Source organism: Azorhizobium doebereinerae UFLA1-100, assembly GCF_000473085.1.
Lineage (GTDB): Bacteria > Pseudomonadota > Alphaproteobacteria > Rhizobiales > Xanthobacteraceae > Azorhizobium > Azorhizobium doebereinerae.
Window position 1 is genome coordinate 243,663 of the sequence record NZ_AXBA01000002.1, and the last position, 24,782, is coordinate 268,444.

The following is a 24,782-nucleotide window of genomic DNA, read 5'->3' on the forward strand; positions in this document are numbered from 1 at the left end:
ACCAGAGCCCCGCCCGGCATGCCGGGCGGGGCTTTTTTTTTGCTGGGGGGAGCGGGCGGGGACACCCGCCCCCGCCGCCGGGCCGCGGGCTACGCTGGCGGGTCCAGGAACACGTAGAGCGCGATGATCCGGCCCTCGCGCACCAAGGCGAAGTCGGTCCCGGTCACGCGCCGCGGGTCCTCCGGCGGCCCGTAGGCCCAGCGCAGCCGTCCGGCGCCCTCCGCGACCTGCGCCTCGCCGACCATCGCGAAGACGAACCCCGGCGTGGCGGCCTGCACGCCGGCCGCGGCCTCGTCCACCCCGTCCCAGCCGCGGTGGCTCCGCCTGTAGTCGGCGAACACCGCCTCGGGGGCATAGAGCGACGCGATGGCGGCGCGGCGCCGGACCGGATCACGCTCGCCGAACACCTCGCGGAGGTTGCGGACGAGCAACTGCTCAATCGTTTCGTTCATGGCTCTTCTCCGTCCAGCGGGTTCAGATCTGCGTCATGCCGCCGTCGACGAACAGCTCGGCGCCGTTGATGAAGCTCGCCGCGTCGGAGGCGAGGAACATCACCGCCTGCGCCACGTCCTGCGGCTGGCCCACGCGCCCGGCGGGGATGCCCGCAAGCATGCCGGACTTCACGCCGTCCGCCTGGGCGCCGCCGCCGAACAGGTCGTTCAGGCCGGCGGTGTCGATCACGCCGGGGCTGACCACGTTCACCCGGATGCGCCGGTCCTTGAGATCGAGGATCCAGTTGCGGGCGAAGTTGCGCACCGCGGCCTTGGTCGCGCTGTAGACGCTGAAGGCCGGGGTGCCGGTGGAGCCGGTGACCGAGCCGGTGAGCACCACCGCGCCGCCGTCCCGCAGCAGCGGCAGGGCCTTCTGCACGGTGAACAGCACGCCCTTCACATTGGTGGCGAAGGTGTCGTCGAAATGCGCCTCGTCGATGGCGCCGAGCGGGGCGAAGCTGCCGCCGCCGGCATTGGCGAACAGCACGTCGATCTGGGCGTGGCGCTGCTGCACGGCGTCGTAGAGCCGGTCGATGTCGGCGAGCTTCGACATGTCGCCGCGCACGCCCACCACCTTGCCGCCGATGGCCTTGACGGCGGCGTCCAGCGCCGCCTGCCGGCGGCCGGTGATGAACACCGAGGCCCCCTCGGCCGCGAAAGCCGCGGCGGTCGCCTGGCCGATGCCGCTGGTGCCGCCGGTGACGACCACCACCTTGTTCTCGAACCTGCCCATGATCCTGTCTCCTGTCTGTCGCGGCGGCGAAGGCCGTCGTGTCGAGAAAGGATTTAGATCCGGAACGGTGATGCCTGTAGCCGGCATTTGTGGCACGTATCGTTCTATGATCGGAACGATGGTGCCCCATGGCCGACCTCAATGACTATGCCTTCTTCGCCGAGGTGGTGAAGCATGGCGGCTTCGCCCCGGCGGGCCGCGCCCTGCGCACGCCGAAATCCAAGCTCAGCCGCCGCGTCGCGGGGCTGGAGGCGCGGCTCGGCGTGCGCCTCATCGAGCGCTCCTCCCGGCGCTTCCGGGTGACCGAGGTGGGGGAGGCCTTCTATGCCCGCTGCCGCGCCATGCTGGAGGAGGCGGAGCAGGCCGAGGCGCTGGTGGCGCAGGCCCAGAGCGAGCCGCGCGGGCTGGTCCGCTTCAGCTGTCCCGCCGGCCTCGTGGAGGTGCTCTCGCCCGGCATCCCCGCCTTCCTGTCGCGCCATCCCAAGGTGCGGCTGCAGGTGATCGTGGCCGACCGGCCGGTGGACCTCATCGCCGAGCGGATCGACGTGGCGCTGCGGGTGCGGGTGGACCTTGCCACCGATGCCTCCCTCACCATGCGCACGCTGGGCCGCTCCCGGCGCATCCTCGTCGCCGGCCCCGCGCTGGCCCATCGCCTGGGCGCGGACATCGCCGCGCTGGCGGACCTGCCGACGCTGGGCTCCGGCGACGAGATGGGGGATGTGGCGTGGGACCTGGTCGGCCCGCAGGGCGCGCTGTTCAGCCATGTCCATGCGCCGCGCATGACCTGCGCGGATTTCGGCGCGCTGCGCGAGGCGGTGGCCGCCGGGCTGGGCGTCGCCTTGCTGCCCGATCACGTCTGCCGCGCGGACCTCGCCAGCGGGCGGATCGCGCGGGTCTTCCCCGGCTGGGGCGGCCAGACCGGCATCGTGCACATCGTCTTCACCACCCGGCGCGGCCTGACGCCGGCGGTGCGCGCCTATATCGACCACCTGGCCGACACCTTCAACGCGCTGAAGCTGGATGACTGAGGCGGCGCGGCGCGGTGAGCGGCCCGGGGGAACGAGAAGACCAGAGCCCCGTCCGGCATGCCGGGCGGGGCTTTTTGTTGGGATGGGGGGGGCATGTCCCAGTTAGGCGGCAGGAAGACGTCTCTCCGTCGCAATTGGAGCTCGGCCTTGCGCCATTTCCGAGCACTCGCTTCGAAGCGGAAAGCGGACTTCTCATCCTGCGATCCTGGTCCCAGCGCCACCTCGGCGGAGTGGGGCCTCCCAGCTACCCCTGTGTCAGAAACGCCTGCGTTGTGATCGCATTGGCATAAAAGGGGGCGATGTCACCGAGGAACGAGGTCTGCTGCTCCCGGGTAAAGGCCGCCGACGCATCGTAGATGACGTTGGTGTGATAGCCGAGGTCATGGGCATTGCGCACAGTCGACTCGACGCACTGCCGCAGGGCGAAGCCCATGATGTGGATGTCGAAGATCCGGTTGTTGCGCAGATAGCTGTCGAGCGTGGTGGCCGCGAAGGCGCTGCTGCCGCCGGTACGCTCGCTGATGACGTATTCGCCATCGAGCGGCTCGAACCCAGGGAAGAAATCGGTCTGCTCGCCGAGGAAAGAGTGATAGTCGCGCACCATCTTGCGCAGGCCGTACTTCCCTTCACCCAGAACCCGGTAAGTCGGTTCGAGCACCATCCTGACGTGGATGACCTCCATATCGCGACGACGGGCCTCTTCCAGGACCTTCTTCGAATTGGCGACGGCGGCGTCGAACTGCTCGCGGTCCTGGAACTGGCCGTTGATGCCGCCGGTAGGGGCCAGCCAGTCGTTCTGGTATTCGATGAGGATCAGCGCGCTCTTGGCACTGGTTTGTTTGAATGCGTGGTCGTTCACGGTCTTTACTCCATATTTTGAATGATGTTCAGGCGCGGGCGGCATCAGGCCGCGATGAGCGCACGGTGCTGACGCAGGTGTTCCCGGAAGCGCTCGGCATAGTCTTCCACCACCACATCCCTGACGCTGAGACGCGCCGCCAGCGCCGCCCGCCACGCAGAAACGCGCGGAAGGCCCTCGAAAATCGGCCGCGACACCGCGGGATCGATAATCGCGAAGTAGCGGAAGAGCGGAGCGTAGACCGCATCGACCATCCCGAACGCGGGACCGGCGAAATACGGTCCCGCCGCCAACTCCTCCTCCAGCCGCTGGAGCCGGTCGCGGAATGCTGCCTGCTTGATATCCGCGGTTGCCCGGTCGGTGGCGTGGAGGAACTGCCAAGCATCGGCCATGGTCGGCGTGGCAAACTCGATCCATGCCCGCTGCCGGGCGCGCAGCAGCGCGTCGCCGGGATACATCGGCGGGCCGCCCTGCGTTTCCTCGAGATACTCGCAGATCACCATGCTTTCGAAGAGGATGGCCTCCTCCCCGTCGGCTTGACTCACCTTGAGCAGCGGAACCTTGCCGGTCGGCGACAAAGCCAGGAACCAGTCGGGCTTGGCGGCGAGATCGACATTGATCCGCTCGAACGGCACGTCCTTTTCCAGAAGGACAATCGCGGCCCGTTGCACGAACGGGCACAGTGGGTGACTGATGAGTGTCAGGCGGGTGTCGGACATGATGGTCTCTCAATAGGCCGCGGAGGGAGTGCGGAGCGGCGCCGGGCTCAGATCGCCTGCCCGCCCGAGATGTCGAACGTCGCGCCGGTGGCCCAGCCCATGTCGTCGGACAGGATGGCCGCGACCGCACCGCCGATGTCGTCGGGCTCGCCGACACGCCCCAGCGCGATGGTATTCGCGACAAAGGCGTTCACGTTCGCATCGTCGCGGACCACGCCGCCGCCGAAGTCCGTGGCGATGGCGCCCGGCGCGATCGCGTTCACGCGGATCTGCCGCGCACCCAGCTCGACCGCCATGAACTTGGTCAGGGTCTGGATCGCGGCCTTCGCTGCCGCATAGAGGCCGTAGCCCGCCATCGTCACGCGGACGAAGCCCGACGAGACGTTCAGAATACGCCCGCCATCCGCGATCAGCGGCAGCAGTTTCTGCGTCAGGAAGACGGGGCCGCGCAAATGCGTGTCGATCAGCGAGTCGAACTGCTCCTCTGTCGCGTCGGTCAGGAGCGCGTGCAGGCCGTGGCCAGCGTTGTTGATCAGATAGTCAAAGCGCTCGCGGCCGAACTCCGTCTTCAGCGTATCGGCGACCGTCGCGGCAAACGCCGGGAAGCCCGCCGACACGCTGACGTCGAGTGGGATCATCACCGCTTTTCTGCCCAGAGCCTCGATCTCCTGGCGCAGCGTCTCGGCCTCCGCCGCGCCGCTGCGATAGGTGCCGATGATGCCGACGCCGCGCTTGGCAAGATGGAGCGCCATGTTGCGGCCGAGGCCGCGGCTGGCGCCGGTGATGAGTGCGATCTGCTTGGTCATGGTCTGTCCTTGGTGGAAAGGGGCTCGCCGGAATGCCGCATCTCCGCGGCGCTACTCCGATGCCAACCAGATAGGCCGCACGGACCGCGCCCGCCCGCCCAATGCTCTCAACGTCTTGCCTAATCGTCTCAAGGTCTTTGTTGAGATCGCGGACTATGCGATAAGACGATCATGACCGATCTCCTCCAGCCGCATATCGACCTTGCCCTGCGCCACGCGCGATCGGGGATGACCGTTACGCCGATCCCGCGACTGGAGATCGGTGTGGGGCAAGCGACTTCCGGGACGTCGCCATGCCTGTACCGCTCGATGATCTGTTTCATCCTGCAAGGGTCGAAGGATGTGGCGATCCACGACAATCTGTTGCGCTACGATTCCGCGCAGTATCTCGTCAGCGCGCTGGATCTGCCGCTGAGCGGTCAGATACACAATGCCGATGATGGGCGGCCCTATATCGCGGTTTCGCTCGTCCTCGATCCGGCACTGCTGGCCGAGGTCGCTTCCACCATGCCGCCGGTGCGGGACGCCGATGCGCCCGGCATCGGGATTGCGATCAATCCGATGACACCCCCGCTGCGGGACACTCTGCTGCGTCTGCTGGCCTTGCTCGACACCCCCGGCGACATTCCCGTTCTGGCGCCGATGGCGGAACGGGAATTGCTTTATCGTCTCCTCCAGGGGCCGCAAGGACGCCTGCTCCGCCATATTGCGCGGCCCGAGGGAGCGCTGGGCCGAATTCGCCGTGCGGTCGAATGGATCCGTGACCATCACGACACCCGGCTGCGGATCGAGGCCTTATGCGACGCAAGCGGCATGAGCCGCGCCAGCCTGCACCGGCACTTCGTGGCCCTGACGGGGCTCAGCCCGGTCCAGTATCAGAAGCAGCTTCGACTACAGGAGGCACGACAACTGCTGCTCTCGGGCGAACGAACCGCATCAGATGTTGCCTTCGCAGTAGGTTACGAAAGCGCTTCGCAATTCAGCCGCGAATATCTTCGGCAGTTTGGTTCGCCACCCGTCCGGGATGTGCGTCAAATCAGGCGCGCGATCGGCGGCATGCCAATGAATTGATCAAGCGTTTCTCCTGAATACCGCGACTGACGCATCTATTTGCAATCGGTGTTGGCAGCGCCCCTTGCTCACTGGACTGAGCCCCCTCCCCCAACGTCATCCCACCCCCCGCCAAAAAGAACCTCGCCGCGCTCTTTTGCCGGGCACCGATCGGTGTCACCATCTCGCCTTGACCGCTCGTGGAAAGCCCGCTCCGGAGGCTCCAATGGGACGCGTTACGGGTCGATGGGTCGCCGTCCTCGCCCTCGCCGCCGGCCTCGCCGGCGCGATGATCGCCGGGCCCTGGGGCCTGCCCGCCACGATCGCCGCCGCCCTCACCGCCGCCCTCACCACCTCCGCCATCACCGCCAGGGCGCTCACCGCCATGGGCCTCATCCCCTCCGGCCTGATGCCCACGGCCCTCCTGACCTCGGGTCTCCTGGCCTCGGGTCTCCTGGCTTCCGGTCTCATTCCCTCCGGCTTCATGCCGCCCGCCCTGATCTCCCCGGCGGTCGCCGCCACCGCCCAATCGGCGCAGCCGGTGGTGGATGTGGCCCTCGTCCTGGCGGTGGACGTCTCCTATTCCATGGACGTGGAGGAGCAGGCGCTGCAGCGCGAGGGCTATGCCCAGGCCCTGGTCTCGCCGGAATTCCTCAGCGCCCTGCGCCTCGGCCCCAACGGCCGCATCCTCCTGACCTATGTGGAATGGGCCGGCGACCAGGAGCAGAAGGTGGTGGTGCCCTGGCGGCTGATCGACGGGCCGGAGGCCGCCCGCGCCGTCTCCGCCGAGATCGCCTCGGCCCCGCTGCGCCGGGTCTACCGCACCTCCATCTCCGGCGGGCTGATCTTCTCCGCCGCCCTGTTCGCCGACAGCGGCTACAAGGCGCTGCGCAAGGTGATCGACGTCTCCGGCGATGGGGTCAACAACCAGGGCCCGCGGGTGGACAGCACCCGCGACGAGGTGGTGGCGCGCGGCATCACCATCAACGGCCTGCCCTTGATGCTGAAGCGGCCCAATGCCTCCTCGCTCGATATCGAGGACCTCGACCAGTATTACGAGGATTGCGTCATCGGCGGGCCGGGCGCCTTCGTCATCCCGGTGCGCGAGCGCGCGGAATTCATCCGCGCCATCAAGACCAAGATGGTGCTGGAGGTGGCCGGCGTGCGCCCGCCGCCGCGCGGGCCGCGCATCGTGCCGGTGGTGCAGCCGCCGCGCATCTCCTGCACCATCGGCGAGAAGATCTGGGGCGAGCGCTGGAACAACTAGGCCGGATATGTCTTGCGGATACATGCGGATACGGGCGTTTTATTGCAGATCCATGACGTGATCTGGCGCAACGACTGGACGGCCGGCCCGCGGCATGCTTGCGGCCAGGATGCGCAAGGACGCGCACCTTGGAGGCGCGACCATGACGGTCCACCAATCGCCCACGGATATCTCCCTGCCCGCCCTCGTGAGGGGGGCCGGCCGGGCCGCGCCCGAGGCCGCCGACGCGGTGAAGCTGCGCGTCAGCCACCTCACCTATCGCTATGGCGAGCAGGTGGCGCTGAAGGACGTCAGCGTCGATCTCTACCGCAACCGCGTCACCGCCTTCATCGGCCCTTCCGGCTGCGGCAAGTCCACTCTGCTGCGGGTGTTCAACCGCATGTACGACCTCTATGCCGACCAGAGCGTGGAAGGCAGCGTGACCATGGACGGGGAGGACATCCTCGGCCCGCATGTGGACGTGCTGGCGCTGCGCACCCGCATCGGCATGGTGTTCCAGAAGCCCACCCCCTTCCCGCTGTCGATCTATGACAACGTGGCGCTGGGCGTGCGCCTCGCCCGCGACCCCGCCCCGGCCGAGCTGGACGCGCGGGTGGAGGCGGCCCTGCGCCGGGCGGCGCTGTGGGAGGAGGTGCGCGACATCCTGCCCACCTCGGGCCTCAGCCTCTCCGGCGGGCAGCAGCAGCGGCTGTGCATCGCCCGCACCATCGCGGTGGAGCCGGAGGTGATCCTGCTGGACGAGCCTTGCGCCGCGCTCGACCCCATCTCCACGGCCAAGATCGAGGCCACCATCGACGACCTGAAGACCGACCACACCATCGTGATCGTGACCCACAACCTGCAGCAGGCGGCGCGCATCTCCGATTTCACCGCCTTCATGTATCTGGGCGAGATCATCGAGTTCGGGCCGACCAACCACATCTTCACCACCCCGGCGGACGCGCGCACCCAGCGCTACGTCACCGGCCGGTTCGGCTGAGCCGGGACCGCGCGCTTGAAAGGCGTGTCGCAAGACACGGTGGCGCGGCCCCCCGGGCGCGAGGCAGGCGCGTGTCGCGCATGTGTGTCGCAAGACACGGTGGCGCAAACGGGGAATTGCGTGTCGAAGCGCGGTCAGCGGTGGAACAGGCCGACCAGTTCCACATGGGGTGAAAACCGGAACTGGTCGTAGGGCGTCACCCCCTCCAGGCGGTAGCCGCCGGCGATCAGCGCGGCGGCATCGCGGGCGAAGGTCTGCGCCGAGCAGGACACATAGGCAAGGCGGGCCACCTTGGAGCGGGCCAGTTCCCGGGCCTGCGCCTCGGCTCCCTGGCGGGGCGGGTCGATCACCACCGCCTCGAACCGGTTCAGCTCCTCGGCCATGAGCGGGCGGCGGAACAGGTCGCGCACCTCCCCCTCCACGCCCTTCAGCCCCTGCGTCCCCCGCACCGCCTTGAGCAGCGCCGTAATCGCGGTTTCGTTGCTTTCATAACCCCTTACGCGGGCATGCGACGCCAGCCGCAGGGCGAAGGTGCCGACCCCGCAGAACAGGTCCGCCACCGATTTCGCCCCCGCCACCGCCTGCCCCACCGCCCCCGCCAGCAGCGCCTCGCCGGCGGCGGTGGCCTGGAGGAAGGCGGCCGGCGGCAGCTCCACCCGGGCCGCCCCCATGGGCAGGAACGGCAGCCGGCGCTGCACCACCATCTCGCCGTGCCGGGTCAGCCGGGCGAGGTCGAAGCGGTCCGCCAGGGCGGCGAGATCCATCAGCAGCAAAGGCGGCAGCGGGCCGGAGCCGCGCACGTCGAGATCGAGCCCGCTCTCCGTGGCGGTGACATGGAGGTCGAGCGGTTTCTTCTGCGTTATCAAGGCCTCCGCCACCGCCTGGGCAGCCGGCAGCGCGGGGTCCAGGGCCGGCGCCAGCACCGGGCATTGGGTGATCGGCACCATGGAATGGGACTTGCGCTCGGCAAAGCCGACGATGGTGCGCGGGCCGATCTGGCGGGCATGGAAGATGGCCCGCCGCCGCCCCTCGCCATGGGCGTCCACCAGCGGGGCGACCTGCGCCTCCACCCCTTCGCGCGCCAGGGCTTCCACCACCAGGGACCGCTTCCAGGCGCGGTAGGCCTGGGTTTCCCAGTGCTGGAGCAGGCAGCCGCCGCAGATGCCGAAATGCGGGCAGAGCGGCGCCACCCGCTCGGGGCTGGCGGAAAGGATGCGGGGCGCCACCAGCCGGTCCTTCTCCCGCCGCCCGGCCACCCGCTCGCCCGGCAGGCCATAGGGCACGAACAGGCCCCCGGCCGCCAGCCCGTCCCCCTGCGCGCCGACCCGCAGCACATCCACCTCGATCTCGCTCACGGCCGCACCGCCCCCAGCAGGAACTCGCGATTGCCGTCGCCGCCGGCGATGGGCGAGGGCACGAGGCCGAGAACCCGCCAGCCCAGCGCCTCGACCTCGCCTTGCACCCGCGCGCACACCGCCGCATGGACGGCGGCATCGCGCACGACGCCTTTCTTCACAAGGGCCGGACCGGCCTCGAACTGCGGCTTCACCAGCGCCACCAGGGCCGCCCGCTCCGCCGCGAAGGCCAGCGCCGCCGGCAGCACCAGGGCCAGCGAGATGAAGCTCACGTCGGTCACCACCAGGTCCACCGGCCCGCCCACCTGCTCGGCCGCGAGGCGGCGGATGTCGGTGCCCTCCAGCAGCGTCACCTCGGGTCGCGCCCGCAAGCGGGGGTGGAACTGCTCGTGCCCCACGTCCACCGCCACCACATGGGCCGCGCCGCGCGACAGCAGCACGTCGGTGAAGCCGCCGGTGGAGGCGCCCACGTCCAGCGCCCGCTTGCCCGCGGGATCGATGCCGAAGGCTTCAAGGCCGGCCTCCAGCTTCAGCCCGCCACGGGAGACGAAGGGGTGCACGTCCTGCGCCACGATGTCGGCGGCGGCATCCACCTCCTGGCCCGGCTTCTTCACCACCGCGCCGTTGGCGCTCACCTGCCCGGCCAGCACGGCCGCCTGCGCCCGCGCCCGGCTGTCGAACAGCCCGCGCTCCACCAGCAGCTTGTCGATGCGCGCCCGCGCGGCCATGCCTGCCCTTCCGAAGTCCTGGTCCGCGCCGATCGCGCGGCGTCGCGGTTTCGCCCCACGGCGCAACCCTGCCGGGCACGCGGTCAAATCCGTCGCGCGAGCGGCCCCGCCCGTGATATGCGATTGCGCACGGGGGAGGCAAACGGAACCGCCGCCGGGTGCCCGGCACCCGGGCGCGGCGCTGCCCCTCGCCCCGGAACGGAAATGCCAGAGCCCGAGCCTTGTGAACCAAGTCGGAGGTATGGCGTTATCTGTCACGGCCGTGGAGGCCGAGCACGGCCGGGGCGCATGCCTTGGCGGGGTGGGAGTGCGTATGCAGAAGGTGATCGCCGCAGCGGCCCTGGTGGCCCTCATGTGTCTCGGGGCCTCGGGCGGCGCGCTTGCCGCTGCCAAGAGCGGCAAGGCCAACAAGGCCGAACCTCCGCCGGATCCGCGGGTCTGGACCATCGCCAAGGCGGACGACGCCTATGCCTTGCGGTTCGCCTTGCCCCGCGCGACGGACCCGGTGTTTGCCGCCACCTGCCAGCCGAGCGCGCAACTGCTTCAGATCGCGGTGGAAGTGCCGAACGACAAGAAGATCCGTTCCGGCGACGGCGTGCCGCTCTCCCTGTCCAACGGCAAGCGGCGCCTGGAGCTGGCCGCCAGCGCCTTCCTCGCCAGCAACGACGGCCTGCTGGTGGTGGAAGCGGCGGTGACGCTGGACGCGCGCGTGCTGGACCTGTTCCGCGACGGCGACACGCTGACGGTGAAGATGCCCGGCTCCAGCCAGACCTTCCCGCTGGCCGGCGCCCGCGCCCGGCTCGGCGATTTCGAGCGCGCCTGCCTCAACCGGCGGTGATCCCGGCATCTTAACCTAAAATTAAGGACGCCCTTTGCCTGCGCGCGGCCTTCGCTATGATCCCGCCGACCGATCTAGGAAAGAGCGCATGTTCCGCACCCTCATTGCCACCGGCCTCATTGCGGCCTCCTGCCTGCCTGCGCTGGCGCAGGAAAAGCTCATCTGGAACACCACCACCACGGATGCGGGGGCCACCCTGGTGTTCGGCGCCCCCGAGACCGACCACGCCATGCTGTCCTTCACCTGCGAGAAGACCAACCCGCTGGTGCTGGTGAGCAGCCTCATCGGCTCGAAGGGCCTGAAGGTGGACGAAGCGGCCCGCGTGCTGCTCGCCGCCGGCAAGGTGAAGAAGGAATTCCCCGGCAAGGCCGTGGCCAACGAGGAGAGCGGCTCCGTCGACGTGAACGGCGGCGGCAAGTTCGACGACATCAAGGCGGTGCTGGCGGCCGGCAAGCTGCTGACCATCGAGGTCAAGGGCGCCAAGCAGCAGGTGTCGCTGGCCGGCGCGCCCGAGGCCTATGCGGATTTCGAGAGGGCCTGCAAGGGCTGACGCATTCCCGGCCCGGAGCGACCGGGCCGGATACCATCTGTTTCGACATGAGAGCGACTGGCGCCTGGATCCCTTGAATGGGGTCTCAGGCGCGCTTTGTTACGGCCCCGCGCCGTTCCGCCGGCTGCACCAGCGCGAGCGTGCGGATGAAGATGCCGTCGGCATCAAGGCCCGCCTGGGCCAGTTGGGCGGCGGGCGTGTCCTGGTCGATATAGGTGTCCGGCAGCACCAGCGAGCGCACCTTCAGGCCCGCGTCCAGCACGCCTTCGTCCGACAGAAGCTGCATCACCTGGCTGCCGAAGCCGCCCACCGAGCCTTCTTCCACGATCACCAGCGCCGGATGGCTGCGGGCCAGGTGCAGGATCAGCTCGCGGTCGATGGGCTTGGCGAAGCGGGCATCGGCGACGGTGGCCTGATAGCCCAGGGTCGTCAGGCGCTCGGCGACCTCCAGGCAGGGCGCAAGGCGCGTGCCGAGGGACAGCAGCGCCACGTCCCGGCCCTCGCGCACCACCCGGCCCTTGCCGATGGGCAGGATCTCGCCCCGCTCCGGCCGCTCCACGCCGACCCCTTCCCCGCGCGGGAAGCGGAAGGCGATGGGCCCCGAATCGTGCGCCACCGCGGTAGCGATCATGTGGGTCAGCTCCGCCTCGTCGGACGGGGCCATCACGGTGAAGCCGGGCAGGCAGGCGAGCATGGCGACGTCGAAGGCGCCCGCATGGGTCGCCCCGTCGGCACCCACGAGGCCTGCCCGGTCGATGGCGAAGCGCACGGGCAGGCCCTGGAGCGCCACGTCGTGGATCACTTGGTCATAGCCGCGCTGGAGGAAGGTGGAATAGAGCGCGCAGAACGGCTTGTAGCCTTCCGCCGCGAGCCCGGCGGCGAACGTCACCGCATGCTGCTCGGCGATGCCCACGTCGAACGTGCGCTTGGGATAGGCCTGACCGAACAGATCGAGCCCGGTGCCCGAGGGCATGGCGGCGGTGATGGCCACCACCTTGTCGTCGCGCCGCGCCTCGTCGATCAGGGTCTCGGCGAAGACGCGGGTGTAGCTCGGCGCATTCGACTTGGCCTTGACCTGCGCCCCGGTCACCACGTCGAACTTCACGACGCCGTGATACTTGTCGGCGGACGCCTCGGCCGGCGGATAGCCCTTGCCCTTCTGGGTGACCACATGGACCAGGATGGGCCCGGTCTTGGCGTCGCGCACATTCTTCAGCACCGGCAGCAGGTGCTCAAGATTGTGGCCGTCGATAGGGCCGACATAATAGAAGCCCATCTCCTCGAACAGCGTGCCGCCGGTCCAGAAGCCGCGCGCGAACTCCTCCGCCTTGGCCGCCCCGTCCTTGACGAACTTGGGCATGCGGTGGGCGAACTGCTTGCCGATCTCGCGCAGCGACAGATAGGTCCGGCCGGAAATCAGCCGCGCCAGATAGGCCGACATAGCCCCGGTGGGCGGGGCGATGGACATGTCGTTGTCGTTGAGGATGACGATCAGCCGGCTGTCCATGGCGCCGGCATTGTTCATGGCCTCATAGGCCATGCCCGCCGACATGGCGCCGTCACCGATGACCGCGATCACGTTGCGGTCGCCGCCCGACAGGTCCCGCGCCACCGCCATGCCGAGGCCGGCGGAGATGGAGGTGGAGGAATGGGCGGCGCCGAACGGGTCGTATTCGCTCTCCGAGCGGCGGGTGAAGCCGGACAGCCCCCCGCCCTGGCGCAGCGTGCGGATGCGGTCGCGCCGGCCGGTCAGGATCTTGTGCGGGTAGCACTGGTGGCCCACGTCCCAGATCAGCCGGTCATAGGGCGTGTTGAACACGTGATGCAGCGCGACGGTCAGTTCCACCACGCCAAGGCCGGCGCCCAAATGCCCGCCCGTGACGGAGACGGCGCTGATCGTCTCCGCCCGCAATTCATCGGCCAATTGGGGAAGCTTCTCTTCCGGCAGGCGCCTGACGTCTGAGGCGTCGCGCACCGTATCGAGAAGCGGCGTCTGGGTTACCGTCACCGAACACTCCGCACGCCGGCCGTGCGCCGGGAAAAGAGGGGTTACACAGTCGAACCAACCAGCGCAACGCGCAACAGGATCCACGCCTTACCAAAACACCGGATCGACGTGCGCCATCCGCGTCTTCGCCCGGCATCAGGGCTGGAGAAAGGCCGCAGCAGGTATCTTAATGCTGCCGAGGTGCATTTCCACCTCCTCCACGCGGAAACCGGCCGCCGTCAGGTCGGCCCGCCATTTGCCGATATTGGCGTTCATCGGATTGTCCCGCAGCAATTGCACCTTCACGAAGGGCAGGCCGCTGCGGAGCAGGTCGTGCCAGGCGGCCAGCGTCGGATTGGCCGCGCGCGGGTCGTTCTCCGGCAAGGGAAACAGCACGTCCACCTCCAGCCGCGCGGTGGCCAAAAGGCTCGGCAGCGGCACCTCGCAGGCTTCGATCACCTTCTGCTTGTCGCCCAGGGCGCGGATTTCCGAGAAGAAGGCCTGGACCGCCTCATGGGCCAGCGCCTTCTCACGCAGGAGGAAGAAATAGCTCTGGAAATGGCGGCGGAAGGCGGTGCTCTCGGTCAGCGCCACCACGTCCGCCGCGCTGCGCTTCACCCGCTCCATCAGCGCCGTCAGCGCCGTGGGGGAGTGATAGACGCTGTCGTTGGCGAACAGCAGCGCGGACGCGCTCCACAGGTCGGGCCAGAGCCGCAGCGTGCGCGCCCAGGCGGAGAAGTCGTAGCCGAAATTCTCCACCACCAGCATGGCATCGGCCACCGACGGCCCGGGATCGTAGCAGCGCAGGTCCGCCCGGTCGGTGGCGACGATCAGCACCGTCCGGAATCCCGCCGCCTTGAGGTCGCGGCAGTAATTGGTCACGTGCGGCCAGATCCGCCCGTCCGGCGAATAGGCGGCGAACAGGCAGACCGGGCGCTTGTCGACGGTGCCGAGCGGGCGCACCACGCGGCGGCGCAGGGTGTTGAGGTCGCGGTCGTCGAGGATCTCCTCGCCAAGCTCCGGCGCCGCGAGCAGGCCCAGCGCCTTGCGCAGGTTGGGGCTCGGATCAAAGCCGGCGAACACCTTGGCGCCGGCGGTGAGAAGATGGCGCGCGACGCGCGTGGGGTTGACCGGGCTCATCGCGGCCGCCTCATGGGTTCGGCGCGATCGACGGACCGGCCTTCGGATGGCGCCGGCAATGACGGCAGGGGATCGATGAGGCCCGCGATCTTGCCGGAGCGGATCATCAGCCGATGAATATCGAGCATGAGCACGGACAGCAGGCATCCGGCCGCGAGATGGAGCAGTTCGGCGCCGGTGCCGCGCGAAGCCCCGTACTTGGCCCGCACGTAGCGCTCCGACTGCTTCTTGAAACGGTTGATGCGGAAGGTCTGGCGCCAGCTCGGCGTGGACGATTTCCCGCCCGCGTGGACGACACGCGCGCCCGTCACGACGATGATCGGAATGCCGCCGTTCAGCGCCCGCAGGGCGAGATCGTCGTCCTCATGGTAGAGGAAGATGCGCTCGTCGAACCCGCCCAGCGCGAGAAAAGCCCGCCGCTCCATCAGGAAGGCGGCGCCGTGGACGAAGCGGGTGCAGTAATCGCCGGCGATCTCCTCGCCCTTCAGCCGCCGCTTGCGCGGCACGGGCTCAAGGATGGACCCTTCCTTGCGCATGGGCCGCCCGTTCTCGCCCAGGATGGCCGGCATGAAGATGGCCGGATCGCCATAGCGCTTCACCGCGTCGATGAGTGCCGGGATGGTGGCCTCGTCCAGCACCGCGTCGGGATTGAGGAACAGCACATAATCGCCGCGCGCGGCGCGGGCGCCGGCATTGCAGGCGGTGCCGAAGCCCAGATTCGCATCGAGGGCGAGCAGGTCGAACGGGCGCGCCACGGCCTCGGCCCAGCCTGTGCCTTCCGGGCTGGCATTGTCCACCACCACGACCTGATGCGCCGCCGGCACCGAAGCGATGGCGCGCGGCAGCACGCTCCCGCTGTTGTAGGAGACGAAGACCACGCTGACGGACGGCGGCTTCCTGACGTTCACGAACAGCAGCCTCTGCGGCGTTGTCACACTGATACTCCCGCCGCCTCGGCCGACATCTGGAGGGCCGAGCATACGGCCAAGGACCTGCGGGCGCCTCCCCCACCGCGCGCTCGCCTGCCGCATAGGTACCACCGCAACCGGGGAGATCAAGCTTGGCCTCCGGGAGGCAGCTTTGCACCACCCGGGGGCTCCACTAGATTGCCAGCCACATGTCTGCCGCGCCCCCAGATTCGCCGTTCCGCCGCCACCTCTTCTTCGTGGCCGGGTACGATGCCATGACCACCGACGAGCACCACCGCGTGTTCACGCGCGAACTCGCGCGCTTCGCCGAAGTGTGGGGCATTGCCGCGAAGGCGGACGGCGCCCCGCGTGTCCTGCGCACCGGGGCCACCTGGACCGCCCGCAGCCACGGACCGGGCTGGAACACCGAGACCCGGTTCGAAGTGCTGGGCTGGGACGACCTGGTCAGGGCCGACATGAACCGCAGCCGCTGGTCGCATCTGTGGGGTACGATGCGGGCGCTCGGCGACATGGTCGCCACAGGCACCATCATCCGCTATTTCCGCACCAGCCACCGCTACGGCATCTTCTTCTGCCTCACCTATCTGGTGCTGGCCGCCATCTGGGCCGCGGCCGCCGGCCTCGGCTGGCTCACGACCCATGCCCTGGCCCCCTTCGTCAGCCGGTGGCTGATCGGCACCGTCTTTGCCGCCAACGGCCAGACCGGAAAATGGCTGGCCATCGCGGCCGGCATCCTCGTGGCGCTCGCCGTCGGCACCCTCCTGGTGCGGCTCCTGAACAAGCGCCTCCGGCTGCGCCAGTCTCTCGACCTCGCGGAATTCTCGGTGGATTTCGTCCGCGACCGGCATCCTGCGCTCGGCGAGCGCATCACCGCCTTCGCGGACCGGGTGCGGGCGGTGGCGGCGTTCGGCGGCGTGGACGAGATCGTGCTGGCCGGCCACAGCCTGGGGGCCATGCATGTGGTCAGCCTGATCGCCCGGGCCCTGCGCGACGAGCCTGATCTCGGCGCCAAGATCCCGGTGCGCATCCTGACGCTCGGCTCCACCACGGCCAAGTTCGCGCTGCATCCCGCCGGCGAGCGCCTGCGCGGGGCCTCGCGGACCGTCTTCAAGGCCAAGGCCATCGGCTGGACCGAATACCAGGCGCGGGACGACATCGTCTCGTTCTACAAGGTGGACCCGGTGACGCTGGGACGGATCGCGGACGGCGATGCGAGCCGGCGTCCGCTGGTGCGGCGCGTCGCCATCCGCGCCATGCTGACGCCGGCCACCTATGCCCGCTTCCGCTGGGACGTGATGCGCCTGCACTGCCAGTTCTTCCTGGCCAACGACCAACGCGCACCGTTCGATTTCTACGCCTTCGTCTGCGCGCCGGTGCCGTACGATACCCTTGTGGGCTCGCCCGAGGGGCCGCTCGCCGTGTTCGCCGCCGACGGCGGCCTGCTTGCGCCGGAGGCGGCGAGGCAGCAAAAGGGCGCATGATCACGCTTCCCTTCGCCAGCCACCCGGTCTCCTGGCTCACCCTCGCCGAATGGCTCTGGGCCGCCGGCGTCATCTCCTGGTACGTGCTGCGCCTGCCCTTCGAGATGAAGGCGCGCCGCGCGAGGATCGCCGACGCCCGCCACCGCAGCGCGCGGGACTATGCGCTGCTGACCATCTCCACCCTGGGGCTCGGCATCCTTCCGGCGGTGTTCGCCCTCACCGGCTGGCCGCGCGCGCTGACCTACCCGACCTCGCCGCTCCAGGTGGCGGCGGGCGCCCTGGTGTTCCTCGCCGCGCTCTGGCTGTTCTGGCGCACCCATCGCGACCTCGGGCGCAACTGGTCGGTGACGCTGGAGATCAAGGAAACCCACCAGCTCATCACCTATGGCGTCTACCGGCAGGTGCGCCATCCCATGTATTCCGCCTTCTTCCTGTGGGCGGTGGCGCAGGCGCTGCTGCTGCCGAACCTTCTGGCGGGCCTCTCCGGCCTCGTCGGCTTCGGCATCCTGTTCGCCTTCCGCGTCGGGCGCGAGGAACAGATGATGCGGGACGCGTTCGGCGCGGAATACGACGCCTACATGGCCCGCACCAAGCGCATCATTCCCGGCCTCTACTGAGGCCGGCGGAACAGGGCGGCAACCGGCCTTCGCATCCGATTCGCTCCCCATGCGTTCCGCCGCCGTTCACGGCGGAACGCCCGCGTCCCGTTTCGGGACAGGGACAGGCCGGGATCAGGCCGGATCGAGCGGCGCGGTGCCGGTGGGGCGGCCGTCCGCGTCGCGGGTGATGGTGGCGACCCGCGCCTCGGCCTCGCCCAGCAGCGCCTCACAGCGCTTCTTCAGCGCCTCGCCGCGCTCATAGATGGCGATGCTCTCCTCCAGCGGCACGTTGCCCGCCTCCAGCCGCTGCACGATGCCCTCCAGTTCCGCCAGCGCGGCCTCGAACGACAGCGTGGCCACGGCCGGGCCCGCCGCCCCCTTGGGTTCGCGCTTTGCCTCGGTCTTGCTGGTCTCGGCCATGGGGGCACCTTTCGAATCTCGGATCGAGCGCCCTTATAGCCGAGCCCGGCGGCCGCCTTAAGGCGACGACAGCTGCACCACGCGGCGCGCGGGGTGGTCGCGGGCCTCCAGCTTTGCTAGAAGCCCGCACAACCCGGCGGGGCCGACCCGCATCTGCGGCCGCCGCCGCACAACACGACCAAGAGCCGAGATGCCGACCGAGGCGCAAAGCCCCCCTCCCCCGCGTGACACCAGCGCCCTCGACGATGCGCTGATGGCGCGTTTCGCCGCTGCCGGCTTCCTGCGGCTCGATCCGCCGATCCTGCAGCCTGCGGACGCCTTCCTCGACCTTTCCGGCGAATCCATCCGGCGGCGCATGTTCCTGACCACCGGCGAGGACGGCCAGGAATTGTGCCTGCGGCCCGATCTCACCATCCCCATCGCCCGTGAGGTCGGCCGCCTGCGCCTGCCGCTGCCGGCGGCGGTGAGCTATCTCGGCCCGGTGTTCCGCTTCCGCTCCGGCGGCCCCGGCGAATTTCGCCAGGCCGGCGTCGAATCCTTCGGCCGCGCCGACCGCGAGGCGGCGGACGCGGACATTCTCGCCCTCGCCCTTGAGACCTGCGCCATCTACGGCGTGCCGGAGCCGGAAATCCTCATCGGCGACGTCGGCCTGTTCGCCGCCGTGCTGGAGGCCCTGCCGCTCGCGCCGGTGTGGCGGCGGCGGCTGATGAAGGACTTCGGCCAGGGCCGGCTCGACGAGGATCTGGAAAAGCTAAGCGAAGGCGCGCCGAACGGCACCGCCACCGCCCATGCCGGCGTGCTCTCGGCGCTGGCGGGCTCTGACCCCGGCGCCGCGCGCGCCCTCATCACCGACCTCCTGTCCATCGCCGGCATCACCACGGTCGGCGGCCGCACGGTCTCGGAAATCGCCGCCCGCTTCCTGGAACAGGCGGCGCTGGAGGGCAACGGCCTGTCCTCGGATGCCGCCATCGTACTATCGCGATACCTCGCCATCACCGGCGAGCCCGGCACCGCCGCCGAGGAGATGCGCGATCTCGCCCGCGAGGCCGGCATCGACATCAACGCCGCGCTGGCTGCCTTCGAGGCGCGCGCCGGCTTCCTCGCCGCGCGGGGGGTGAACCTGTCGGACGTGCATTTCTCCGCCGCCTTCGGCCGACCGCTGGATTACTACAGCGGCATGGTGTTCGAGCTGGGCGACCCGGACGGCCGGGTGGAAGGGCCGCTGGTGGCGGGCGGGCGCTACGACCCGCTGCTGAGCCGGCTGGGCGCCTCCGCCGTCGTGCCCGCCGTGGGCTTCGCCGCCTGGGTGGAACGCCTCGCTTTGCTGGAGGGCCAGTCGTGAGCGACACCCTGATCCTCGCCGTGCCCTCCAAGGGGCGCCTGCAGGAGAATGTCCACGCCTTCTTCGCCCGCGCCGGCATGCCGCTGGTGCAGGCGCGCGGCGCCCGCGACTATCGCGGCGCGCTGGGCGGCGTGGACAATGTGGAGGTGGCCTATCTGTCCGCCTCCGAGATCGCCGCCGCGCTCGCCGCCGGCGCCGTCCATGTGGGCGTCACCGGCGAGGACCTGGTGCGCGAGAACATTCCCGACGCCGACCGGCGCGTGGCGCTGCTGGAGAAGCTGGGCTTCGGCAACGCCAACGTGGTGGTGGCCGTGCCGCAGGCCTGGATCGACGTGCGCAACATGGAGGATCTGGACGACGTGGCCGGGCACTTCCATGCCCGCACCGGCCGCCGCATCCGTGTCGCCACGAAATATGTGAACCTGACCCGCAGCTTCTTCGCCCGCCACGGCATCGTGGACTACCGGATCGTCGAAAGCGCCGGCGCCACCGAAGGCACGCCGGCGGCGGGCTCGGCGGAGCTGATCGTCGACATCACCACCACCGGGGCGACGCTTTCCGCCAACGGGTTGAAGGTGATGGACGACGGAGTGATCCTGCGCTCGGAGGCCAATCTCGTCGCCTCCCTCACGGCCCATTGGGGCGAGAGCCAGCGCGCCGCCGCCCACGCCATGTTCGACCGCATGGCGGCGGAGAAGCGCGCCCGCACCATGCGCGAGGTGCGCACGCGCTTCGTCCAGTGCGACGCCGATCTGGTGAACGAGGCCGAGGCCCGCTTCCGCGTGGTGGCGCCGTTCGACGGCCCCACCTCCTCGGGCATGCTGACCCTGCATTGCCCGCCCGACACGTTGCATGCTCTGTCCCTGTTCCTGCGGGAGCGGGGCGCCAGCATGGTGACGGTGGGCGCCATCGACTATGTCTTCGCCGCCGACAACCCGCTCTACGAAGCCCTGGAAACCCGCCTCGCGGACGCCTGAAGGCGCCCGCCCCGGGCATCCATCCGGCCGGCGATACCGTTGAACGCGCGCCGCGCCGGTTCCTCCACATGGGTGAAAGTGAAGGCGGCGAGCGCGATCACGGCCGAGAGCACGAGGGCCAGCATCGCCAGGCTGCCTGCCGTGCCGCCGAGGTCGTAGAGCGTCTTCGTGTGGCCCTCGATGGTCACCGGCGCCTCGATGTCGAGCCCCTGCCAGCGCGCGAAAGCCCATACGGCGTAGAGAGTCGCCATCAGCACCAGCTGGTGGCCCATGTAGATGGAATAGGACCAGCGCCCCAGCGCCGCCAGGGGCCGCACCCGCAACAGGCGGGAGACTTGCCCGCCCTCGGTGGCGAACACCAGGACGGCGGCGGCGAACATCAGCGGCGCGCCGAGGCTGACCGCCCGCACCGCGTCGGGCCCGCGCCCGGCCCTGGCCACGAACAGCACGACCAGGGCCACGGCCGCTACCTCCAGCATCGTCGCGGCCAGGGGCGGCAGACGCCGCATCCGTTCGCCCATCGCCTCATGCACGCGGTAAGCGACCACCCCGGTGAAGAAGCCGGCGACGCAGCGGAACAGGCCGAAATCGGCGGTCGAGTTCATGTAGGTGGGCGATACCGCCGCCAGCAGGCCCACGCTCAGCAGCGCCAGGACGCCCGCCGCCAGCGAGAGCCGGCCGCGCGTCAGCACGCAGACCGCGCCGAACAGCAGATAGGTGTAGAACTCCGCGCCGATGCTCCAGCTCGGTGCGTTCCAGGCCATGCCATGCAGGTTCACCGCGTTCAGCAGCATGGCGTAGATGCCGATGCCGACGATGGAATATTCGCTGTCGGTCCAAGTGAGATCGAACCGCTCGGGATGGGGCAGCAGGTTCACCATGCCGATGAAGGCGACGAAGGCCGCCAGCAGCACCGCATGCAGCGGCCACAGCCGGCCGAAGCGGCGCACCACGAAGCTGAGCCAGCTTGCCGCATCCCCCAGCCGGTCACGGTAGGCGTGGCAGACCACGAAGCCGCTCAGGACGAAAAAGAAGTCCACGAACAGGTAGGCATTGGCCACCAGCCGCGCATCCATGAGCGGAGATGTGAAAATGAAACAGAAATGGAACAATACAACCAGCAACGCGCAGATACCGCGCCAGGCATCAAGAGCTTCGAATCTCGCCATAGCCGCACCTCCGGCCAACCCAACTGCGGCCGTGCTATAGGGTTCCGATGCGGTCGAGGGGCGGCGACAAAGTGGATACTTTGCGGCCATTGGATGAACCGTGGATTTACGCTAGGGCGCAAGACAGAGGTGGAACAATCCGCGTTTTGCCGTGATGGCGCGACGTTGGCCCTTCCGTCCCCTCCGGCGAAATTCTAGTCTCGCGGCGGCGCCGCCGCCCGGCGCTCGAAGTTGGAGTTCTCCATGCGCGACGCCGAGCCCCACCCCGTGCGCCTTGCCGACTATCGGCCGCCCGCCTGGCTGGTGGACACGGTGAACCTGGATGTCTCGCTGCACCCCACCGCGACGCGGGTGGTCTCGCGCCTCGCCCTGCGCCGCAACCCGAAGGGCGAGGCCGGCGCGCCGGTGGTGCTGGATGGCGACGGACTGACCCTGGTGCGCGTGGCGCTCGACGGCGCGCCGCTGGCCGGGGGCGCCTATGAGGCGACGCCGGAAGCGCTGATCCTGCGCGCCCCGCCCGGCGACCGCTTCACGCTGGAGATCGAGACGCTGGTGGATCCCACCGCCAACACCCAGCTCATGGGCCTTTATCGCTCGCGCGGCAATTACTGCACCCAGTGCGAGCCGGAAGGCTTCCGCCGGATCACCTATTTTCCCGACCGCTCGGACGTGCTGGCGGTCTACACCGTGCGCATCGAAGCCAACCGCGAGGAGGCGCCGGTCCTGCTCTCCAACGGCAATCTGGAGCGCAACGGCCCGGTGCCCGACACCGACCGGCACTATGCCATCTGGCACGATCCCTGGCCGAAGCCGTCCTATCTGTTCGCGCTGGTGGGCGGCAACCTGTCCAAGGTGCCGGACCATTTCGTCACCGCCTCCGGCAAGCCGGTGGAGCTCGGCATCTATGTGGAGCCGGGCAAGGAGACCCGCGCCACCTACGCCATGGACGCGCTGAAGCGCTCCATGCGCTGGGACGAGACCGCGTTCGGCCGCGAGTATGACCTCGACGTGTTCAACATCGTCGCCGTGTCCGACTTCAACATGGGCGCGATGGAGAACAAGGGGCTCAACGTCTTCAACGACAAATACGTGCTCGCCAGCCCGGAGACCGCCACCGACGCGGACTATGCCGGCATCGAGGGCGTGATCGCCCATGAATATTTCCACAATTGGAGCGGCAACCGCGTCACCTGCCGCGACTGGTTCCAGCTCTGCCTGAAGGAAGGCCTCACCGTCTTCCGCGACCAGGAATTCTCCTCCGACCAGCGCTCGCGGCCGGTCAAGCGCATCTCCGACGTGCGCCTGCTGAAGGCGGCCCAGTTCACCGAGGACGCCGGGCCCCTCTCCCATCCCGTCCGGCCGGAAACCTATCGCGAGATCAACAACTTCTACACCGCTACCGTCTATGAAAAGGGCGCCGAGGTGGTGCGGATGCTGAAGACCCTGCTGGGCGAGCAGGGGTTCCGCGCCGGCATGGACCTCTATTTCGAGCGCCACGACGGCGATGCCGCCACCATCGAGGACTTCCTGGCCGCCTTCGCCGACGCCACCGGCCGGGACCTCGGCCAGTTCGCCGCCTGGTATTCCCAGTCCGGCACCCCCCGCGTCACCGCGCACGGCAGCTATGATGCCGCCGCCCGCACCTACCGGCTCGACGTGCGCCAGGAGACTCCCCCCTCCGCCCTCCAGCCGGTCAAGAGGCCGATGGTCCTGCCGCTCGCCGTCGGCCTGCTCGGGCCCGACGGCGCGGAACTGCCGCTGTCGCTCGACGACGGCCGCAACGTGCCGCGCCACGTGATCGAGGTGACGCAGGCGGAGCAGTCGTTCGTCTTCACCGGCATCACCGAGCGTCCCGTGCTGTCGCTGAACCGCGGCTTCTCCGCCCCCATCAATCTGTCCACCAACCTCACCGATACCGACCTCGTCTTCCTGGCGGCTCACGACAGCGACCCGTTCAACCGTTTCGACGCCTTGCAGGACCTCGCCTTCCGCCTGCTGAAGGCTGGGGCCGCCGAGGGCCGCCTGCCCGATGCCGGGCCGCTCGTCGAAGCCGCCAGGCGGCTGCTCGCCGACACCGCGCTCGACCCCGCCTTCAAGGCCCAGGCCTTGGCGCTGCCGGGCGAGAACGAGATCGCCCGCGAGATCGGCAGCAACGTAGACCCCGACGCCGTCTTCAAGGCCCGCCGCGCCCTGCGGGCGGTGCTGGCGGACGCGCTCGCCGCGCCGCTCGCCACGGCCTATGACGCCCACGCCGCCGGCACCGCCTATTCCCCAGACGCCGCCGCCGCCGGGCGGCGCGCCCTGCGCAACCTCACCCTCGATTACCTCACGGCCTCGGCCTCGCCCGAGGCTCTCGCCCGCGCCCAGGCGCAATATGCCGGCACCGACAACATGACCGACCGCTTCGCGGCGCTCGCCGTGATCGTGCAGCACGACACGCCCGCGCGCACCGAGGTGCTGGAGGATTTCTACCGCCGCTTCGTCACCGACCCGCTGGTCATCGACAAATGGCTGAGCCTCCAGGCGCAGATCCCGGAAGAGGGCACGCTGGACCGGGTGAAGGCGCTGACCCTGCTGCCGGTCTTCTCCATGGCCAACCCCAACCGGGTGCGCGCCCTGATCGGCGCCTTCGCCACCGCCAACCCGACCCAATTCCACCGGCCCGACGGCAAGGGGCACGACTTCCTGGTGGACGTTGTGCTCGGGCTCGACGCCAAGAACCCGCAGGTGGCGGCGCGGATGCTCTCCGCCTTCAAGACCTTCCGCCAGCTCGAACCCGGCCGCCGCGCGAGCGCGGAGCGCGCGTTGCGCCGGGTGGCCGAGACACCGGGCCTGTCCGCCGACGTTTCGGATATCGCCTCACGCTCCCTGAGCTGAGGCGGCATAGCCGGGAAGGCACCGTCAACGCTCGGCGGCGGCTTTTGGATTAATGCTGCTTTCGGGATAATCTACGTCGCGAAAGCAGCATTATCGTCCGATCTGCAAGGGTCTATCTCCTCGTCATCGAATTTGAGCCGCCCCCCAGTGGCGCCCCTTTCGAAAAGACAAAGGAAACAGACCCATGCGTACGATCACCACCGCCGCTTTGGCCCTTGCCGCCGCCGTCACCTTCTCGGGGATCGCCAGCGCGGACGAATACATCACGGCGAAGAACAAGGAATTCTATGCCGTCGCCGCCGAATCCGCGGCGGAGAGCCACGCTGCCGCGCCGCTCGGCTACACCCAGCCCGCGTCCCCGCGCGCCGCCCAGGTGAACGCCATCTTCGCCCCCCAGACCCGCAGCGCCGACAGCCTTCAGCTTCAGCTGGGCGATCGCGGCATCGGCACCAACTGAC

General features: G+C 69.2%; 24 protein-coding genes. 12 read left to right on the forward strand and 12 right to left on the reverse strand.

The window, feature by feature from the left end; genetic code table 11:
• Positions 1-89: 89 nt before the first annotated feature.
• On the reverse strand, positions 90-452 hold the full coding sequence (locus YU1_RS0103660) for a nuclear transport factor 2 family protein (RefSeq protein WP_029002904.1): 363 nt from the start codon (positions 450-452) through the stop codon (positions 90-92).
• Between the two features lie 22 nt (positions 453-474).
• Positions 475-1,227: an SDR family NAD(P)-dependent oxidoreductase gene (locus YU1_RS0103665; protein WP_029002905.1), complete on the reverse strand. Its 753-nt coding sequence runs from the start codon at positions 1,225-1,227 to the stop codon at positions 475-477.
• Positions 1,228-1,352: 125 nt separating this feature from the next.
• On the opposite strand from YU1_RS0103665, the gene YU1_RS0103670 reads away from it, so the two are divergent.
• Positions 1,353-2,252 (forward strand): LysR substrate-binding domain-containing protein, encoded by a 900-nt coding sequence (locus YU1_RS0103670; RefSeq protein ID WP_029002906.1) that lies wholly within the window; start codon positions 1,353-1,355, stop codon positions 2,250-2,252.
• A 244-nt stretch (positions 2,253-2,496) separates the two neighbouring features.
• Here the strand turns inward: YU1_RS0103670 and YU1_RS0103675 are convergent, their stop codons facing one another.
• The 3 genes from YU1_RS0103675 to YU1_RS0103685 are packed head-to-tail and all read right to left on the reverse strand — an operon-like array spanning position 2,497 to position 4,636.
• On the reverse strand, positions 2,497-3,111 hold the full coding sequence (locus YU1_RS0103675) for a cysteine hydrolase family protein (protein WP_029002907.1): 615 nt from the start codon (positions 3,109-3,111) through the stop codon (positions 2,497-2,499).
• A 44-nt stretch (positions 3,112-3,155) separates the two neighbouring features.
• Positions 3,156-3,830: a glutathione S-transferase family protein gene (locus tag YU1_RS0103680; RefSeq protein ID WP_029002908.1), complete on the reverse strand. Its 675-nt coding sequence runs from the start codon at positions 3,828-3,830 to the stop codon at positions 3,156-3,158.
• 47 nt (positions 3,831-3,877) lie between these two features.
• Positions 3,878-4,636 carry an SDR family NAD(P)-dependent oxidoreductase gene (locus YU1_RS0103685; RefSeq protein ID WP_029002909.1) on the reverse strand — a complete coding sequence of 253 codons (759 nt, stop codon included), beginning with the start codon at positions 4,634-4,636 and terminating at the stop codon, positions 3,878-3,880.
• Between the two features lie 171 nt (positions 4,637-4,807).
• On the opposite strand from YU1_RS0103685, the gene YU1_RS0103690 reads away from it, so the two are divergent.
• From YU1_RS0103690 to pstB, 3 genes are all read left to right on the forward strand, one after another.
• Positions 4,808-5,707 carry an AraC family transcriptional regulator gene (locus YU1_RS0103690; protein ID WP_029002910.1) on the forward strand — a complete coding sequence of 300 codons (900 nt, stop codon included), beginning with the start codon at positions 4,808-4,810 and terminating at the stop codon, positions 5,705-5,707.
• 388 nt (positions 5,708-6,095) lie between these two features.
• Entirely contained in the window at positions 6,096-6,953 is an 858-nt protein-coding gene (locus tag YU1_RS0103695) for a DUF1194 domain-containing protein (protein WP_029002911.1), read from the forward strand.
• A 142-nt stretch (positions 6,954-7,095) separates the two neighbouring features.
• The gene (gene pstB / locus YU1_RS0103700) at positions 7,096-7,932 is read left to right on the forward strand and encodes a phosphate ABC transporter ATP-binding protein PstB (protein ID WP_084539642.1); all 837 of its coding nucleotides are present in this window, start codon (positions 7,096-7,098) and stop codon (positions 7,930-7,932) included.
• A gap of 134 nt (positions 7,933-8,066) precedes the next feature.
• On the opposite strand, the gene YU1_RS0103705 is transcribed toward pstB, so the two are convergent.
• On the reverse strand, positions 8,067-9,287 hold the full coding sequence (locus tag YU1_RS0103705) for a class I SAM-dependent RNA methyltransferase (RefSeq protein WP_029002913.1): 1,221 nt from the start codon (positions 9,285-9,287) through the stop codon (positions 8,067-8,069).
• Positions 9,284-10,015 (reverse strand): TlyA family RNA methyltransferase, encoded by a 732-nt coding sequence (locus tag YU1_RS0103710; protein ID WP_029002914.1) that lies wholly within the window; start codon positions 10,013-10,015, stop codon positions 9,284-9,286. Before YU1_RS0103710 ends, YU1_RS0103705 begins: the two co-directional genes overlap by 4 nt.
• A 313-nt stretch (positions 10,016-10,328) precedes the next feature.
• Here YU1_RS0103710 and YU1_RS0103715 point away from each other — a divergent pair, with 313 nt between their 5' ends.
• Both YU1_RS0103715 and YU1_RS0103720 read left to right on the forward strand, forming a co-directional pair.
• Positions 10,329-10,853, forward strand: coding sequence for a hypothetical protein (locus YU1_RS0103715; RefSeq protein ID WP_029002915.1), 525 nt, complete (start codon positions 10,329-10,331; stop codon positions 10,851-10,853).
• An 88-nt stretch (positions 10,854-10,941) separates the two neighbouring features.
• The gene (locus tag YU1_RS0103720; protein ID WP_029002916.1) at positions 10,942-11,403 is read left to right on the forward strand and encodes a hypothetical protein; all 462 of its coding nucleotides are present in this window, start codon (positions 10,942-10,944) and stop codon (positions 11,401-11,403) included.
• A gap of 85 nt (positions 11,404-11,488) precedes the next feature.
• Here the strand turns inward: YU1_RS0103720 and dxs are convergent, their stop codons facing one another.
• The 3 genes from dxs to YU1_RS27840 form a co-directional block, all read right to left on the reverse strand.
• The gene (gene dxs, locus YU1_RS0103725) at positions 11,489-13,411 is read right to left on the reverse strand and encodes a 1-deoxy-D-xylulose-5-phosphate synthase (RefSeq protein ID WP_029002917.1); all 1,923 of its coding nucleotides are present in this window, start codon (positions 13,409-13,411) and stop codon (positions 11,489-11,491) included.
• Between the two features lie 135 nt (positions 13,412-13,546).
• A complete protein-coding gene (locus YU1_RS0103730; RefSeq protein WP_029002918.1) occupies positions 13,547-14,530 on the reverse strand; it encodes a rhamnan synthesis F family protein in 984 nt (327 codons plus the stop codon).
• Positions 14,527-15,465, reverse strand: coding sequence for a glycosyltransferase family 2 protein (locus YU1_RS27840; RefSeq protein WP_051356459.1), 939 nt, complete (start codon positions 15,463-15,465; stop codon positions 14,527-14,529). Before YU1_RS27840 ends, YU1_RS0103730 begins: the two co-directional genes overlap by 4 nt.
• Before the next feature lie 182 nt (positions 15,466-15,647).
• Here YU1_RS27840 and YU1_RS0103740 point away from each other — a divergent pair, with 182 nt between their 5' ends.
• Both YU1_RS0103740 and YU1_RS0103745 read left to right on the forward strand, forming a co-directional pair.
• Positions 15,648-16,940: a hypothetical protein gene (locus YU1_RS0103740; RefSeq protein ID WP_156921950.1), complete on the forward strand. Its 1,293-nt coding sequence runs from the start codon at positions 15,648-15,650 to the stop codon at positions 16,938-16,940.
• The gene (locus YU1_RS0103745) at positions 16,937-17,557 is read left to right on the forward strand and encodes a protein-S-isoprenylcysteine O-methyltransferase (protein WP_029002920.1); all 621 of its coding nucleotides are present in this window, start codon (positions 16,937-16,939) and stop codon (positions 17,555-17,557) included. Before YU1_RS0103740 ends, YU1_RS0103745 begins: the two co-directional genes overlap by 4 nt.
• Positions 17,558-17,671: 114 nt before the next feature.
• Here the strand turns inward: YU1_RS0103745 and YU1_RS0103750 are convergent, their stop codons facing one another.
• Positions 17,672-17,959, reverse strand: a complete 288-nt coding sequence (locus tag YU1_RS0103750; RefSeq protein WP_051356460.1) for an exodeoxyribonuclease VII small subunit — start codon at positions 17,957-17,959, stop codon at positions 17,672-17,674.
• Between the two features lie 190 nt (positions 17,960-18,149).
• Here YU1_RS0103750 and YU1_RS0103755 point away from each other — a divergent pair, with 190 nt between their 5' ends.
• Both YU1_RS0103755 and hisG read left to right on the forward strand, forming a co-directional pair.
• Positions 18,150-19,301, forward strand: a complete 1,152-nt coding sequence (locus YU1_RS0103755; protein WP_029002922.1) for an ATP phosphoribosyltransferase regulatory subunit — start codon at positions 18,150-18,152, stop codon at positions 19,299-19,301.
• A complete protein-coding gene (gene hisG, locus YU1_RS0103760) occupies positions 19,298-20,278 on the forward strand; it encodes an ATP phosphoribosyltransferase (protein ID WP_029002923.1) in 981 nt (326 codons plus the stop codon). The genes YU1_RS0103755 and hisG overlap by 4 nt, the downstream gene beginning before the upstream one ends.
• Here the strand turns inward: hisG and YU1_RS27845 are convergent.
• Positions 20,242-21,537, reverse strand: coding sequence for an acyltransferase family protein (locus YU1_RS27845; protein ID WP_084539644.1), 1,296 nt, complete (start codon positions 21,535-21,537; stop codon positions 20,242-20,244). The two genes, hisG and YU1_RS27845, sit on opposite strands and share 37 nt — an antisense overlap.
• A gap of 153 nt (positions 21,538-21,690) precedes the next feature.
• Here YU1_RS27845 and pepN point away from each other — a divergent pair, with 153 nt between their 5' ends.
• Both pepN and YU1_RS0103775 read left to right on the forward strand, forming a co-directional pair.
• Complete coding sequence (pepN, locus tag YU1_RS0103770; RefSeq protein ID WP_029002924.1) at positions 21,691-24,324, forward strand: aminopeptidase N; 2,634 nt, start codon at positions 21,691-21,693, stop codon at positions 24,322-24,324.
• Between the two features lie 184 nt (positions 24,325-24,508).
• Entirely contained in the window at positions 24,509-24,781 is a 273-nt protein-coding gene (locus YU1_RS0103775; protein ID WP_029002925.1) for a hypothetical protein, read from the forward strand.
• The last annotated feature ends 1 nt before the right edge of the window (position 24,782 follow it).

Excerpts from the sequence above, each read along its gene's own strand:
- YU1_RS0103660 (WP_029002904.1), bottom strand. The coding sequence starts at position 452 with ATGAACGAAACGATTGAGCAGTTGCTCGTCCGCAACCTCCGCGAGGTG.
- YU1_RS0103670 (WP_029002906.1), top strand. The coding sequence starts at position 1,353 with ATGGCCGACCTCAATGACTATGCCTTCTTCGCCGAGGTGGTGAAGCAT.
- YU1_RS0103680 (WP_029002908.1), bottom strand. The coding sequence starts at position 3,830 with ATGTCCGACACCCGCCTGACACTCATCAGTCACCCACTGTGCCCGTTC.
- YU1_RS0103685 (WP_029002909.1), bottom strand. The coding sequence starts at position 4,636 with ATGACCAAGCAGATCGCACTCATCACCGGCGCCAGCCGCGGCCTCGGC.
- YU1_RS0103690 (WP_029002910.1), top strand. The coding sequence starts at position 4,808 with ATGACCGATCTCCTCCAGCCGCATATCGACCTTGCCCTGCGCCACGCG.
- YU1_RS0103695 (WP_029002911.1), top strand. The coding sequence starts at position 6,096 with ATGCCCACGGCCCTCCTGACCTCGGGTCTCCTGGCCTCGGGTCTCCTG.
- pstB (WP_084539642.1), top strand. The coding sequence starts at position 7,096 with ATGACGGTCCACCAATCGCCCACGGATATCTCCCTGCCCGCCCTCGTG.
- YU1_RS0103710 (WP_029002914.1), bottom strand. The coding sequence starts at position 10,015 with ATGGCCGCGCGGGCGCGCATCGACAAGCTGCTGGTGGAGCGCGGGCTG.
- YU1_RS0103715 (WP_029002915.1), top strand. The coding sequence starts at position 10,329 with ATGCAGAAGGTGATCGCCGCAGCGGCCCTGGTGGCCCTCATGTGTCTC.
- YU1_RS0103720 (WP_029002916.1), top strand. The coding sequence starts at position 10,942 with ATGTTCCGCACCCTCATTGCCACCGGCCTCATTGCGGCCTCCTGCCTG.
- YU1_RS0103730 (WP_029002918.1), bottom strand. The coding sequence starts at position 14,530 with ATGAGCCCGGTCAACCCCACGCGCGTCGCGCGCCATCTTCTCACCGCC.
- YU1_RS0103740 (WP_156921950.1), top strand. The coding sequence starts at position 15,648 with ATGTCTGCCGCGCCCCCAGATTCGCCGTTCCGCCGCCACCTCTTCTTC.
- YU1_RS0103745 (WP_029002920.1), top strand. The coding sequence starts at position 16,937 with ATGATCACGCTTCCCTTCGCCAGCCACCCGGTCTCCTGGCTCACCCTC.
- YU1_RS0103750 (WP_051356460.1), bottom strand. The coding sequence starts at position 17,959 with ATGGCCGAGACCAGCAAGACCGAGGCAAAGCGCGAACCCAAGGGGGCG.
- YU1_RS0103755 (WP_029002922.1), top strand. The coding sequence starts at position 18,150 with ATGCCGACCGAGGCGCAAAGCCCCCCTCCCCCGCGTGACACCAGCGCC.
- YU1_RS27845 (WP_084539644.1), bottom strand. The coding sequence starts at position 21,537 with ATGGCCGCAAAGTATCCACTTTGTCGCCGCCCCTCGACCGCATCGGAA.
- pepN (WP_029002924.1), top strand. The coding sequence starts at position 21,691 with ATGCGCGACGCCGAGCCCCACCCCGTGCGCCTTGCCGACTATCGGCCG.
- YU1_RS0103775 (WP_029002925.1), top strand. The coding sequence starts at position 24,509 with ATGCGTACGATCACCACCGCCGCTTTGGCCCTTGCCGCCGCCGTCACC.